The organism is Formosa sp. Hel1_33_131, assembly GCF_001735745.1.
Lineage (GTDB): Bacteria > Bacteroidota > Bacteroidia > Flavobacteriales > Flavobacteriaceae > Hel1-33-131.
Map to the genome: position 1 here is coordinate 768,543 of NZ_CP017260.1, position 13,430 is coordinate 781,972.

The window sequence follows — 13,430 nt, forward strand, 5'->3', positions numbered from 1 at the left end:
ATTACATACGCTCCGGAACTTGAATTCCCAACAAACTAAACGCATTTTTGATGGTCGTAGCAACGGCTTGTGAAAGCTGTACTCTAAATCTAATTTCAGCAGTACTCTCGGCACCCAAAATAGATACATTTTGATAAAAAGAATTGAATTCTTTTACCAAATCATAAGCGTAATTCGCCACTAAAGCAGGACTGTAATTAGCAGCTGCTTGCTGGATCACTTCTGGAAAAAGTTGTAATTGCTTGAGAAGTGATTTTTCTTTATCATGCAACGCATACTCTAAAGAAGTCGCGCCCTCTGTTTCTACAGGTGATTTTCTTAGAATGGCTTGAATTCGCGCATAGGTATATTGTATAAACGGCCCTGTATTCCCTTGAAAATCTACCGAGGCTTGGGGGTCGAATAAAATGCGTTTTTTTGGATCAACTTTCAAAATAAAATACTTCAGCGCACCCAAGCCAATCGTTCCATAGGTTTCGGCTTTTTCACTGTCTGAATAGCCTTCTAGTTTTCCTAATTCTTGCGAAATATCTTTGGCGGTAGAAGCCATTTCAACGATTAGATCGTCTGCATCCACTACAGTACCTTCACGACTTTTCATCTTACCGCTTGGCAAATCAACCATGCCATAGCTTAGATGTGTGAGGTTTTTAGCCCAGTCAAATCCTAATTTTTTTAAGATTAAAAACAAGACTTTAAAATGATAATCTTGTTCATTCCCTACAGTGTAAACCATTCCTCCAACATCCGGGAAATCTTTCAATCGTTGGATTGCTGTTCCGATATCTTGGGTCATATAGACCGCAGTTCCATCGGCTCTTAAAACTATTTTTTCGTCCAATCCGTCGGGTGTTAAATCACACCAAACAGAACCGTCTTCTTTTTTAATAAAGACACCATTTTGAAGTCCTCCCTTTATAAATGATTTTCCTAATAAATAGGTTTGACTCTCGTAATAATAGCTATCAAAATTGACACCTAGTGATTTATAAGTGACTTCAAATCCAGCATAGACCCATGCATTCATTTGTTCCCAAAGTGATACGACAGCGGTATCGCCGGCTTCCCACTTTAAAAGCATTTCTTTTGCTTCTAATAAGATAGGGGCTTGTGCTTTTGCGTCGTCAACAGAAAGTCCTTTTACTTCTAAATCTTTAATTTCTTCTTTATAAACTTGATCAAATTTTACATAGTAATTTCCGACTAGTTTGTCCCCTTTCAATCCTGTAGATTCTGGAGTTTCATTATTGCCATACCGCTGCCATGCCACCATACTTTTACAAATATGAATACCACGGTCGTTGATGATTTGAGTTTTATATACCTTTTTGCCTGACGCTTTCAAAATTTCGGCTACACTATACCCTAAAAGATTGTTTCTAACGTGTCCTAAATGGAGGGGCTTATTGGTGTTTGGAGATGAATATTCAACCATCATTGCCTGATCTGTTGAAGGGGTTACAAAACCAAAGGTAGGATTCGCATGTACGGTTTGAAAGAACGACATAAAATAGGCATCCGAAAGTACTAGATTTAAAAATCCTTTGACCACATTATAACGTACCACTTCATCGACATGTTCACACAGATACGTCCCTAAATTTTCTCCCAATTCGGCAGGGTTCATTTTTATGGTCCGAAGCATAGAAAAGGTAACGACGGTCATATCGCCCTCAAAATCTTTACGAGTTGCCTGAAATTCAACCGTTTCTAATGAGGTATTGTAGAGCGTTACAAACGCTTGCTTTATATGTTGTGATAAGGATTCCTGAAGTGTCATTGTCTATCTGATTTCAGTCACAAAGATACATTTTTTTTAATCCTAATTTGACGCTGTTTTAGGCAAAAACACTTCAGCCATCATGCAACGTGCGCTGCCACCACCACAAGCTTCTATCGTCTCTAAAGAACTTGATATAATGGTTGCATGGGCTTCTAACAACTGAACTTGAGCGGGTCGTAACGAATCAAAAGCTGACTGACTCATTACCAAATAGCTAGCGTCATCGGCATCCTTGAGCTGCAGCATGTTCCCTGCAAAATTATTGACTTGGTCCTCAGATATTTCAATGACTTTCTTTCCATCTTCATGAAGGTGTTTAAGAAGGTTCTTACGTTCTTTTTTATCATCAATACTTGCCAAACAAACCACTGCAAAGGTGTTTCCTAAACACATCATCACGTTGGTATGGTAGATGAGTTCGCGTTTGTCATTGACCGTTTGATAGGCTGAAAATACTACGGGAGTGTATTCAAAATCTTCACAAAACTCGATAAACAATTCTTCATCCGCTCTTGCTGAGATTGCACAATAGGCTTTGCTATTCACACGATCCAACAGAATACTGCCGGTGCCTTCTAAATAAAAACCATCCGCTTCTGCTTCTGTGTAATCCACAACCGTTTCAATCTTGAAACCTTCAGTTTCTACAGCTTCTAAAATCGAGTCCTTACGTTCCAGACGTCGGTTTTCGGCAAACATAGGATACAATCCGATGGTGCCATTTTCGTGAAATGAAATCCAGTTGTTTGGAAAAATTGAATCGGGCGTGTCAAAGTCTTTAGTGTCGTCAACAACAATCACATTGATACCTGCTTTTTTAAGTTTTTTAACCATGCTATCAAACTCTTTCGCAGCCTTTGTGTTGACTGTTTCAGGAAGGGTGTTTCCTAAGGATTTTTGATAGAAATTGTTCACGGCTGTTTGTTCGTTCATACGAAATTGGACAGGGCGAATCATTAGAACTGTATTGGTAATTTGTGACATTTTAGTTTCTGTTTAAAGGAAGGGTTGAACAACGGAGTAAACCTCCTTGTTTTGATATTTCGGCATAAGGCACTTCTTCAACTGTAAATCCTTGAGCAACAAGCCAAGTATTTAAGCGTGTGAAATTTTGTTCGGATATCACAACATCCTCGGATATAGAAAATACGTTGCAATTCATTTGAGACATTTCCTCTTGAGTTGCTACAAAAACATTGTCTTTTCCGAAAAAATTAAGGAGCCACTCGTAGTCTGTTTTATTTAAAAACCCTTGATCATGAATCAGTGCTTTTCCGTGTCCTAAAGGCTGAAAACAACAATCTAAATGGAGTGCGTTTTCAAGCGGGTTTGAATTTGATTTGCGAAGCTCAAACGTTTTAACCGTTTTTAGTGGGAATAATTTTTGAATTGCTTCCGCTGCCTGAAGGTTGGTTCGGGCTGTAATATGGTCTGGATAATCGAGTCCAGAATAGACTCCAATAAAAATATAATCATTTGATATAATAACATCACCACCTTCAACATGGCAGTCTTCTGGAAGTTCTATGATATCCTCTGGATTGATTTTTTCTAAAAGCGTTTCTAATGCTTTGTACTCTTCGGCACGATCGGGAAGTATATTGGATTTAATAAATTTCGTATCGATGACAAAGGCAATATCACGCGCAAATATTTGATTGCAATTTTCGATGGTGTTTGGGCGAAAAACTTCAACATCATATTTTTGAAATACGGCTAGTACGGCCGACATTTCATTTTGCATATCTACTTCAGTTGGATAGGTTCCTGCTAAGACGTGTGATAAGCTGTTGGGATCGTAACAACTTTCAGCAGAGGGTGTAGAGCCATTGTTTTGTGCCGTTCCAAAAAGAACCGCTTTCAAACGTGCATACTCGTTATTTACATGAAGTTTCAGCATTGTTTATGATCCTTTAGTAAGGTCTATTTTTTGGCTACAGACTTAAACGGGCGTAGTGTACTACCTGTATAAATTTGACGTGGACGACCAATTGGTTCTTTACGCAAACGCATTTCGCGCCATTGCCCAATCCAACCTGGGAGGCGTCCTAAGGCAAACATCACGGTAAACATTTCTACGGGAATACCCATCGCACGATAGATGATTCCAGAGTAAAAATCGACGTTTGGATATAATTTTCTATCAATAAAGTACGCATCAGTTAATGCTTCTTGCTCCAGTCCTTTGGCGATGTCCAAAATAGGGTCTTCGACTCCTAAATCGTTTAAGACTTCGTCGGCAGTGACTTTGATGATTTTAGCTCGTGGATCGAAATTTTTATAGACTCTATGTCCAAAGCCCATCAATCTAAAAGGATCACTTTTGTCTTTGGCCTTTGCCATGTATTTTTTAGTATCTCCACCATCTTCTTTAATGGCTTCCAACATTTCTAAGACGGCTTGATTAGCACCTCCGTGAAGAGGGCCCCAAAGCGCCGAAATTCCTGCTGAGATAGAGGCAAATAAACCTGCATGCGAAGATCCAACGATTCGAACGGTAGAGGTCGAACAGTTTTGCTCATGATCGGCATGAAGGATGAGTAGTTTATTTAAGGCATTGACCAAGACTTCGTTTTGGACGTATTCTTCATTCGGTTGCTTGAACATCATTTTCAGGACGTTTTCTACATAGCCTAAAGAGTTGTCTCCGTAATCTAATGGCAGCCCTTGTTTTTTACGCATGGCCCAAGCCACTAAAACAGGAAACTTCCCTAAGATACGTACCACAGAATTGTACATGTCCTTTTCAGAATCTACATTGACGGATGAAGGATTAAAAGCTGTCAGTGCACTTGTTAATGACGACAAGACTCCCATTGGGTGTGCAGATTTTGGAAATGCATCTATTATTTTTCTGATATCGTCATCTACAATGGATTCCGATTTAATGTCTGCATGAAATTTATCTAAGGCTTCTTTGGTCGGTAATTCGCCAAAAATCAATAAATAGGCAACTTCTAAAAAATCAGCTTTTTCAGCTAATTCTTCAATGGAATAGCCTCTGTATCTAAGGATTCCTTTTTCACCATCCAAAAATGTGATTTCACTCACACAAGAACCCGTGTTTTTAAAACCTGGATCGATGGTTGTAACTCCTTTGGTGACTGCTCTCAAGGAGCTGATATCAATAGCGACTTCATTTTCAGAGCCCGTAAATGTGGGGAGCTCATGTTTTTCACCGTTGATTTCTAAAATTGCTTTATTTGACATTTTTTGAGATGTATTATTTGTGCTTGAATAATGAGTAGCGAATTTACAAAAAAAAAATGTTTTATCGAAGAAGCCTAAGAGGGAAAAAATCTGAGTGGTGTTCTGTTTTTAAAAATAATGTGTTTTACTGCAATTATTGTTGTGTTTGGGACTTTAAAAAATATCACAAAAAAAGACTGCCTTTTCGGGCAGCCTATTTATTTATCTACAAGTAAGTTGTTTACTTTATTTTAAATGCTTTTTCTTGTGGGAAATAAGCAGTTTCACCTAATTCTTCCTCAATACGAAGGAGTTGGTTGTATTTTGCCATACGGTCACTTCGTGACGCAGACCCTGTTTTGATTTGACCTGTATTTAAAGCCACTGCAAGATCGGCAATGGTATTGTCTTCAGTTTCTCCTGAACGGTGCGACATTACAGACGTGAAGCCTGCATTGTGTGCCATATTCACGGCTGCAATGGTTTCGGTTAGTGTTCCAATTTGATTCACTTTAATCAAGATTGAATTGGCTATGTTATTTTCAATTCCTCTAGAAAGACGTTCTACATTGGTTACAAATAAATCATCTCCAACAAGTTGAACTTTGTCGCCTATTTTGTCGGTAAGGTATTTCCATCCTTCCCAGTCATTTTCATCCATTCCATCTTCAATAGAGATGATTGGGTAGTTTGCCGCTAATTCCGCTAAGTAATCTGCTTGTTGTTGGCTTGTACGTATTTTTCCTTTTTCACCTTCAAATTTTGTATAGTCGTAATGACCATCTACATAAAATTCTGCGGCAGCACAATCCAAAGCGATCATAACATCATCTCCTAAAGTATATCCTGCATTCTTAACTGCTATTGCAATCGTTTCTAAAGCATCTTCTGTTCCACCTTCTAAGTTTGGAGCAAAACCACCTTCATCACCAACAGCGGTACTTAGACCTCTGTCGTGTAATACTTTTTTAAGGTTATGGAAAATTTCTGTTCCCATTTGCATAGCGTGGGTGAAGTTTTTAGCTTTTACTGGCATCACCATAAATTCTTGAAATGCAATCGGTGCGTCACTGTGCGATCCTCCGTTGATGATGTTCATCATTGGGACTGGCAATGTGTTTGCACTCACGCCACCTACGTAACGGTATAATGGCATTCCGAGTTCAGCCGCAGCCGCTTTTGAAGCTGCTAGAGACACCCCTAGAATTGCGTTGGCACCTAACTTTGATTTGTTTGGAGTTCCGTCCAAGTCAATCATAATTTGATCGATTAGGTTTTGTTCAAATACAGAAACACCCAACAATTCTTGAGCAATAATCGCATTCACATTTTCAACCGCTTTCAAAACGCCTTTACCCATGTAAGCAGATCCGCCATCGCGTAATTCAACCGCTTCATGTTCTCCAGTAGATGCACCAGAGGGAACTGCTGCTCTTCCAATAAATCCGTTTTCTGTGGTAACGTCAACTTCTACTGTAGGATTTCCCCTTGAGTCTAAAATTTGACGTGCATGAATGTTAATTATGATACTCATAGTCTTGTATTTAAGTTATTTATAGTTTGCAAATTTACGAAAATGAATTTTTTTAGAATTATTCTCGAGTAGATTTATACGATTTATTAGCTAAAACGTTGTAGTAGCTGAAAAAAGGCATCTAATTTAATATTAGATGCCTTTTGAAACGTTTTTTATTTTAGATTTTGAATGAACTGGTCAAACAAATAAGAAGAATCGTGAGGTCCTGGACTGGCTTCTGGATGGTATTGTACAGAGAAACAGTTTTTAGACTTCATTGCAATTCCTGCAACGGTGTCGTCATTTAAATGCAGATGCGTCACTTCTAAATCGCTGTGCGCTTCAGCTTCTTCTCTATTGACTGCAAAACCATGGTTTTGAGAGGTAATTTCTCCTTTGCCTGTCACAAGGTTTTTAACAGGGTGGTTGATCCCTCTGTGTCCGTTGTGCATTTTATAGGTAGAAACGCCATTTGCCAAGGCAATCACTTGGTGTCCTAAACAAATTCCGAATAAGGGTAAGTTTTTATCGATGATGGTTTTTGCTAAAGCTTGTGCTTCCACCAAAGGTTCTGGATCTCCAGGTCCATTTGATAAGAAATAGCCATCTGGGTTCCACGAACTCAATTCTTCAAAGGTTGAGTTGTATGGAAATACTTTTATATAGACATCGCGTTTTGCAAAATTCCGTAGAATATTTTTCTTAACTCCAATATCGAGGGTAGCGATTTTGTAGGTTGCGTTTTCATCTCCAAAAAAGTAAGGTTGTTTGGTTGATACTTTAGAGGCTAACTCTAGTCCTTCCATTTGTGGAATTTCAGCTAGCTGTTTTTTAAGACCCTCTATGTTATCCACTACGGTAGAAATGACAGCATTCATAGCACCATTTTCGCGAATATAGCTGACGAGTGCTCTAGTATCTACATCTGAAATTGCGAATAAATTATTTGAGTCTAAAAAGTCTACTAGCGAACCACTCGCATCGACACGAGAATAGTTATAGCTAAAGTTTTTACAAATGAGTCCCGCAATTTTAATGGAATCAGATTCCATTTCTGTTTCATTAACTCCGTAATTTCCGATGTGAGGGTTGGTTGTCACCATCAGTTGTCCAAAATAAGATGGATCGGTAAAAATCTCTTGATAGCCTGTCATTCCGGTATTAAAGCAAACTTCTCCAAAAGCAGTTCCTTCTTTGCCTATCGCTTTTCCATAAAAAATGGTTCCATCTGCAAGAAGTAAGACGGCTTTTTTTCGTGTTGTGTATTTCATTATTTTTTGAAGTCTTGTAAGGTTTTGCAAAATTGCACAAAAAAAAGGATAAACTAAAAAAGTTTATCCTTAAAATTTTAAATGCTTATTAACATTATAGTGTATTATGGTAATTTAAAATCTTTTGAAGATATTTTTCATCTTTTAAAGAGATGTTATTTTCAGAAATATAAGCTCTAATAAGTTTGGATTTGGAATCGAAAAATTTACAAAACTGATTTTTAGTTAGTTTTGTTTCAGTTATCTTATCGCCGTTTATGAAAAAAAATCTCTTGACATCAACGAGTTTATCAGGAGCAGTTATCTGAGTCATAGGATTCTTAATTCCCTTTATAAGTTGTTTTCCATGATGTTTCAAAATTTTAATATCGTTTGAATACGCAAGAACTTCAAAATATGAATGCTTGATATCTTTGATGTTTTTGAATTTTTTGAATTTTTTATTATTTAAATGGACTTCTTTTATTCCAAGATCGTTGAACATGAAAATTGAATCTATTTCAACTTTAACGACAAAGGCGTCGGCTTTGGTGTCATAATTCAATCCTGACACAGGAATAACTTTTCCATCATTATCAGTTAAATAGCCTTTGGAATACCAGTTAGTCGATAAATAATAAGAGCCTTCAATTGTATTAGAAGTCCCTTTGTCAATTACCCACATTCCAGTGGTATAAAGGGACGTAGGGTCATTACCAACTGTAGTGACATCATACTGCGCATAAGACAGTGTAGTGAATAAACAAAGTAGAAGGAGTTTAGAAAAATTCATAATGTTAAAATTTGGGTTATACAATTGTAACGAAAAAAGGGTGAACTAAAAAGCTCACCCTTATGAATTTAACACAAACTTAACGTTTACTCTTCCTCTTCTGAAGTTGTAGTCGTTTCAACAGCAGCTACTGGTTTAGCAGCGCCTCCTCTACGGCTTCTACGAGTCGTCTTTTTCTTAGGTTGTTTGTCGGCATTGTAAATTTCATTGAAATCTACCAATTCGATCATTGCCATATCCGCATTATCACCAAGACGATTTCCTAGTTTGATAATTCGAGTATAACCACCTGGACGGTCTCCTATTTTAGTTGCAACACCACCAAATAATTCAGTGATCGTTTCTTTTTGTCTTAGTCTGCTAAATACAATACGTCTGTTGTGCGTAGTATCGGTTTTAGACTTTGTAATTAAAGGCTCAACAAATTGCTTTAAAGCTTTTGCTTTAGCAACCGTTGTATTGATACGCTTGTGTTCGATTAAAGAACACGCCATGTTTGCTAACATTGACTTTCTGTGCGCTGTCTTTCTACCTAAATGATTTATTTTTTTTCCGTGTCTCATGACATTTTATTTAAACCTTATCTTGCATCAACTCGTTTAAGAGGCGCAAATTATAAAGTAATTAATCTTTATCTAATTTGTATTTACTTAAGTCCATTCCAAAGCTAAGGCCTTTTACATTGACTAACTCTTCGAGTTCAGTTAATGATTTTTTACCAAAGTTTCTAAACTTCATTAAATCGTTTTTGTTGAAAGATACTAGGTCACCTAGAGTATCAACTTCTGCAGCTTTTAAACAGTTAAGAGCACGAACTGAAAGGTCCATGTCAATTAATTTAGTTTTAAGCAACTGACGCATGTGTAGTGATTCTTCATCATACGTTTCAGTTTGTGCAATCTCATCCGCTTCTAAAGTGATACGCTCATCGGAGAATAACATAAAGTGGTGAATTAAGATTTTAGCTGCTTGTGTTAATGCATCTTGAGGACTAATAGAACCGTCTGTCTGGATTTCGAAAACTAATTTTTCGTAATCTGTTTTTTGTTCTACACGAAAGTTCTCAACGCTGTATTTAACATTTTTGATTGGTGTATAAATAGAGTCTGTAAAGATTGTTCCTACAGAGGCAGCTGCTTTTTTATTTTCTTCAGCAGGTACATATCCACGTCCTTTTTCTAAAGTCAGTTCCATGTTAATGGTAACTTTAGGATCTAAATTACAGATTACTAAATCTGAATTTAAAACTTGGAATCCAGAAATAAATTTCTGAAAATCACCAGCAGTAATTTTATCTTGACCAGAAATTGATATTGAAACAGACTCGTTGTCTACTTCATCAATTTGTCGCTTGAAACGTACTTGTTTCAAGTTAAGAATAATTTCAGTAACGTCTTCTACAACACCAGGTATGGTAGAGAACTCATGTTCTACACTGTCCATTTTAACTGAAGTAATTGCAAAACCTTCTAATGAAGATAGTAACACTCTACGTAAAGCATTTCCAACTGTTAATCCGTATCCTGGCTCTAAAGGTCTGAATTCGAATTTACCTTCGAAATCAGTAGAGTCGATCATAATTACTTTGTCGGGCTTCTGAAAATTTAATATTGCCATAATTGTCTTCGTTTTAATTGTTAATTAGTTGCGCGATTTATAAGTTTGAAGACCACTAATAAATCCTTTGGCTAAATACCAATATAATTAATTTATTATTTAGAGTAAAGTTCAACGATAAATTGCTCGTTGATTTGTTCTGGTATTTGAATTCGCTCAGGAATAGAAACATATGTTCCAGATTTCGTGTCATTGTTCCAAGTAATCCACTCATAAACTACTGAAGAGTTTGATAAAGCAGATTCGATAGTTTCTAATGATTTAGATTTTTCTCTGACAGCAACGATATCGCCAGCTTTCAAAGAGTAAGAAGGAATGTTTACGATTCCGCCATTTACTGTAATGTGTCTGTGCGATACTAATTGTCTAGCTCCACTTCTAGAACGAGATAATCCCATTCTGAAAACAACATTATCTAATCTAGATTCACATAGTTGTAAAAGCACCTCACCAGTAATACCACGTGAAGCGGTTGCTTTCTTAAACATGTTTCTAAATTGCTTTTCTAATACACCGTAGGTGTACTTAGCTTTTTGCTTCTCCATTAACTGGATTGCATATTCAGACTTTTTACCACGACGTCTGTTATTTCCGTGTTGTCCTGGAGGGTAGTTTCTTTTTTCAAAAGATTTATCTTCTCCGAAGATTGCTACGCCAAACTTACGGGCGATTTTTGTTTTAGGACCAGTATATCTTGCCATTTCGTTTTGTTTTTGAGAGTGATTGTGAATTAAGGTCTTAAGCTTATCCTTCGACAGTCGTTGATCTCTCGTTTATACTATTAAAATAAATTAAACTCTTCTTCGCTTTGGAGGTCTACATCCGTTGTGAGGAGTAGGAGTTACGTCAATGATTTCAGTAACTTCAATTCCGCTGTTGTGTAAAGAACGTATTGCTGACTCTCTACCATTTCCAGGGCCCTTAACGTATACTTTCACTTTCTTAAGACCTGCTTCTTTTGCAGGGCCAGAAGCGTCCTCTGCTGCTAATTGTGCAGCGTAAGGCGTATTCTTTTTAGAACCTCTAAAACCCATTTTTCCAGCTGATGACCATGAGATCACGTCGCCTTTTTTATTGGTTAATGATATGATAATGTTATTAAAAGAAGCTGTTACGTGTGCTTCCCCCGTAGATTCTACGATAACTTTACGTTTTTTAGTACTTGACTTTGCCATATTACTAATTATTATTTAGTTACTTTTTTCTTGTTCGCAACTGTTTTTCTTCTACCTTTTCTAGTTCTTGAATTGTTCTTCGTACGTTGTCCACGTAAAGGAAGACCCGCTCTATGGCGAATTCCTCTGTAACAACCGATATCCATTAAACGTTTAATGTTTAATTGAATCTCAGAACGAAGTTCTCCTTCAATTTTAAAAGTTCCAACAGCATCACGAAGTCTTCCGATTTCTTCATCGGTCCAATCGGATACTTTAGTACTTTCATCAACTTTTGCTTCCGCTAAAATTTCTTTAGCTCTACTTCTACCTATTCCATAGATATAAGTTAAAGAGATTACTCCTCTTTTTTGTTTTGGGATGTCTACCCCTGCAATTCTAGCCATAATTAACCTTGTCTTTGTTTGAACCTAGGATTCTTTTTGTTTATAACGTAAAGTCTTCCTTTTCTACGTACGATCTTACAATCTACGCTTCTCTTTTTAATGGATGCTCTTACTTTCATCTTTTTACTTCTTGTTAGTATCTATAAGTTATTCTTGCCTTAGATAAATCGTAAGGACTCATTTCCAGTTTTACTTTATCACCTGGTAGTAATTTAATGTAATGCATACGCATCTTACCAGAGATATGGGCGGTCACAACGTGACCATTTTCTAATTCTACTCGGAACATCGCATTTGATAATGCTTCGATGATGCTTCCGTCTTGTTCTATTGCTGCTTGTTTTGCCATGTAGTTATATTGAGCCTATTGAACTGCTTTTCTATTTTTACCTGTTTTCATCAAGCCATCGTAGTGTTTGTTCAACAAGTATGAATTTACTTGCTGCATGGTGTCGATTGCAACTCCCACCATAATTAATAATGAAGTTCCTCCAAAGAATAATGCCCATCCTTGTTGGATATCCATCAAGCGAACAATGATTGCTGGAAACACAGCAATAAGTGCTAGAAACATAGAACCCGGTAGGGTGATTTGTGACATTATTTTATCAAGGTATTCTGAGGTTTCCGAGCCAGGTCGAATTCCAGGAATAAATCCTCCACTTCGTTTTAAATCATCAGCCATCTTATTGGTAGGCACTGTAATTGCTGTATAGAAATAAGTAAAGACAATGATTAAGAGTGCAAACGCAATGTTGTACCATAAACCAAACATACTATTTCCAGCAAAATTAGCAACCAACCATTGACCGACGGTTGAATCTTTTAAGATATCAAGACCTCCTAATAAACCTGGTACAAACATAATTGCTTGTGCAAAGATTATTGGCATTACTCCAGAAGCATTAAGCTTTAGAGGAATGTATTGTCTTGACCCCATGATGTTTTTTTCGTAGCCACCAGAAGCGGTACGTCTTGCATACTGAACTGCTATTTTTCTTACGGCCATGACTAACATGATCGACGCTAAGATAATAACAAACCATATGACAAGTTCAATTAAAATTTTGATTAATCCTCCTTGAGATTGATTCACAGCAGAGTCAAATTCTTGTGCGAATGATAATGGCATGTTTGCAATAATACCTACCATAATCAAAAGTGAGATTCCATTACCAATACCTTTGTCCGTAATCTTTTCTCCTAACCACATTGCAAAAACACAACCGGTTACTAGTATTACTATAGAAGAGAAATAAAACACTCCACCTTGACCTAAAGTGAAAGCTTGTGTACCGCCCATAAGCGCAGGAAGACTTGTTAAGTAGGCTGGTGCCTGTACTAAACAGATCCCAATTGTTAACCAACGGGTGATTTGTGTAATTTTCTTTTGACCACTAGCACCTTCTTTCTGAAGTTTCTGAAGATAAGGAATCGCAATTCCCATCAACTGAACGACAATAGAAGCCGAAATGTAAGGCATAATCCCTAATGCAAAAACCGAAGCTTTTGCGAAGGCACCACCTGTAAATGCATTTAAGAGTCCAAGAAGTCCTGAGTCCGTTTTGGATGCTAAAGATCCTAACTGTGAAGCGTCAATTCCGGGAAGCACAACTTGTGCTCCAAAACGATATACTAGCAACAGACCTAAAGTTAGAAGAATTCTATCTTTAAGTTCTGTAATTTTCCAAACGTTTTTTAATGTCTCTATAAATTTCATT

The 13,430-nt window shown here is 37.1% G+C and carries 15 protein-coding genes; all 15 read right to left on the reverse strand.

All coding sequences use genetic code 11. The annotated features are described in order from the left end of the window. Position 1 precedes the first annotated feature (1 nt). The 15 genes from argS to secY all read right to left on the reverse strand — a co-directional run bounded on the left by argS (position 2) and on the right by secY (position 13,429). Positions 2–1,780 (reverse strand): arginine--tRNA ligase, encoded by a 1,779-nt coding sequence (gene argS / locus FORMB_RS03360; RefSeq protein WP_069676106.1) that lies wholly within the window; start codon positions 1,778–1,780, stop codon positions 2–4. Between the two features lie 42 nt (positions 1,781–1,822). Further along, positions 1,823–2,767 carry a citrulline utilization hydrolase CtlX gene (ctlX, locus tag FORMB_RS03365; RefSeq protein WP_069676107.1) on the reverse strand — a complete coding sequence of 315 codons (945 nt, stop codon included), beginning with the start codon at positions 2,765–2,767 and terminating at the stop codon, positions 1,823–1,825. Between the two features lies 1 nt (position 2,768). Continuing rightward, positions 2,769–3,683 (reverse strand): dimethylarginine dimethylaminohydrolase family protein, encoded by a 915-nt coding sequence (locus tag FORMB_RS03370; RefSeq protein WP_069676108.1) that lies wholly within the window; start codon positions 3,681–3,683, stop codon positions 2,769–2,771. 23 nt (positions 3,684–3,706) lie between these two features. Then, positions 3,707–4,993 carry a citrate synthase gene (locus FORMB_RS03375; protein WP_069676109.1) on the reverse strand — a complete coding sequence of 429 codons (1,287 nt, stop codon included), beginning with the start codon at positions 4,991–4,993 and terminating at the stop codon, positions 3,707–3,709. 220 nt (positions 4,994–5,213) lie between these two features. Further along, positions 5,214–6,506, reverse strand: a complete 1,293-nt coding sequence (eno, locus tag FORMB_RS03380) for a phosphopyruvate hydratase (RefSeq protein WP_069676110.1) — start codon at positions 6,504–6,506, stop codon at positions 5,214–5,216. Positions 6,507–6,661: 155 nt separating this feature from the next. After that, complete coding sequence (gene carA / locus FORMB_RS03385; RefSeq protein WP_069676111.1) at positions 6,662–7,759, reverse strand: glutamine-hydrolyzing carbamoyl-phosphate synthase small subunit; 1,098 nt, start codon at positions 7,757–7,759, stop codon at positions 6,662–6,664. A 94-nt stretch (positions 7,760–7,853) separates the two neighbouring features. Further along, positions 7,854–8,531, reverse strand: coding sequence for a hypothetical protein (locus FORMB_RS03390; RefSeq protein ID WP_069676112.1), 678 nt, complete (start codon positions 8,529–8,531; stop codon positions 7,854–7,856). 86 nt (positions 8,532–8,617) lie between these two features. After that, a complete protein-coding gene (gene rplQ / locus FORMB_RS03395) occupies positions 8,618–9,094 on the reverse strand; it encodes a 50S ribosomal protein L17 (protein WP_069676113.1) in 477 nt (158 codons plus the stop codon). Between the two features lie 61 nt (positions 9,095–9,155). Continuing rightward, positions 9,156–10,148, reverse strand: coding sequence for a DNA-directed RNA polymerase subunit alpha (locus FORMB_RS03400; RefSeq protein ID WP_069676114.1), 993 nt, complete (start codon positions 10,146–10,148; stop codon positions 9,156–9,158). A 95-nt stretch (positions 10,149–10,243) separates the two neighbouring features. Continuing rightward, positions 10,244–10,849, reverse strand: coding sequence for a 30S ribosomal protein S4 (gene rpsD, locus FORMB_RS03405; RefSeq protein WP_069676115.1), 606 nt, complete (start codon positions 10,847–10,849; stop codon positions 10,244–10,246). A 90-nt stretch (positions 10,850–10,939) separates the two neighbouring features. Next, positions 10,940–11,323, reverse strand: coding sequence for a 30S ribosomal protein S11 (gene rpsK, locus FORMB_RS03410; protein WP_069676116.1), 384 nt, complete (start codon positions 11,321–11,323; stop codon positions 10,940–10,942). 11 nt (positions 11,324–11,334) lie between these two features. Continuing rightward, positions 11,335–11,709, reverse strand: a complete 375-nt coding sequence (gene rpsM / locus FORMB_RS03415) for a 30S ribosomal protein S13 (RefSeq protein WP_069676117.1) — start codon at positions 11,707–11,709, stop codon at positions 11,335–11,337. 2 nt (positions 11,710–11,711) lie between these two features. After that, positions 11,712–11,828 (reverse strand): type B 50S ribosomal protein L36, encoded by a 117-nt coding sequence (ykgO, locus tag FORMB_RS12795; RefSeq protein ID WP_083243899.1) that lies wholly within the window; start codon positions 11,826–11,828, stop codon positions 11,712–11,714. Positions 11,829–11,842: 14 nt separating this feature from the next. Next, positions 11,843–12,058 carry a translation initiation factor IF-1 gene (gene infA, locus FORMB_RS03420; RefSeq protein ID WP_013751343.1) on the reverse strand — a complete coding sequence of 72 codons (216 nt, stop codon included), beginning with the start codon at positions 12,056–12,058 and terminating at the stop codon, positions 11,843–11,845. A gap of 15 nt (positions 12,059–12,073) precedes the next feature. Next, positions 12,074–13,429 carry a preprotein translocase subunit SecY gene (secY, locus tag FORMB_RS03425; protein WP_069676118.1) on the reverse strand — a complete coding sequence of 452 codons (1,356 nt, stop codon included), beginning with the start codon at positions 13,427–13,429 and terminating at the stop codon, positions 12,074–12,076. Position 13,430 lies beyond the last annotated feature (1 nt).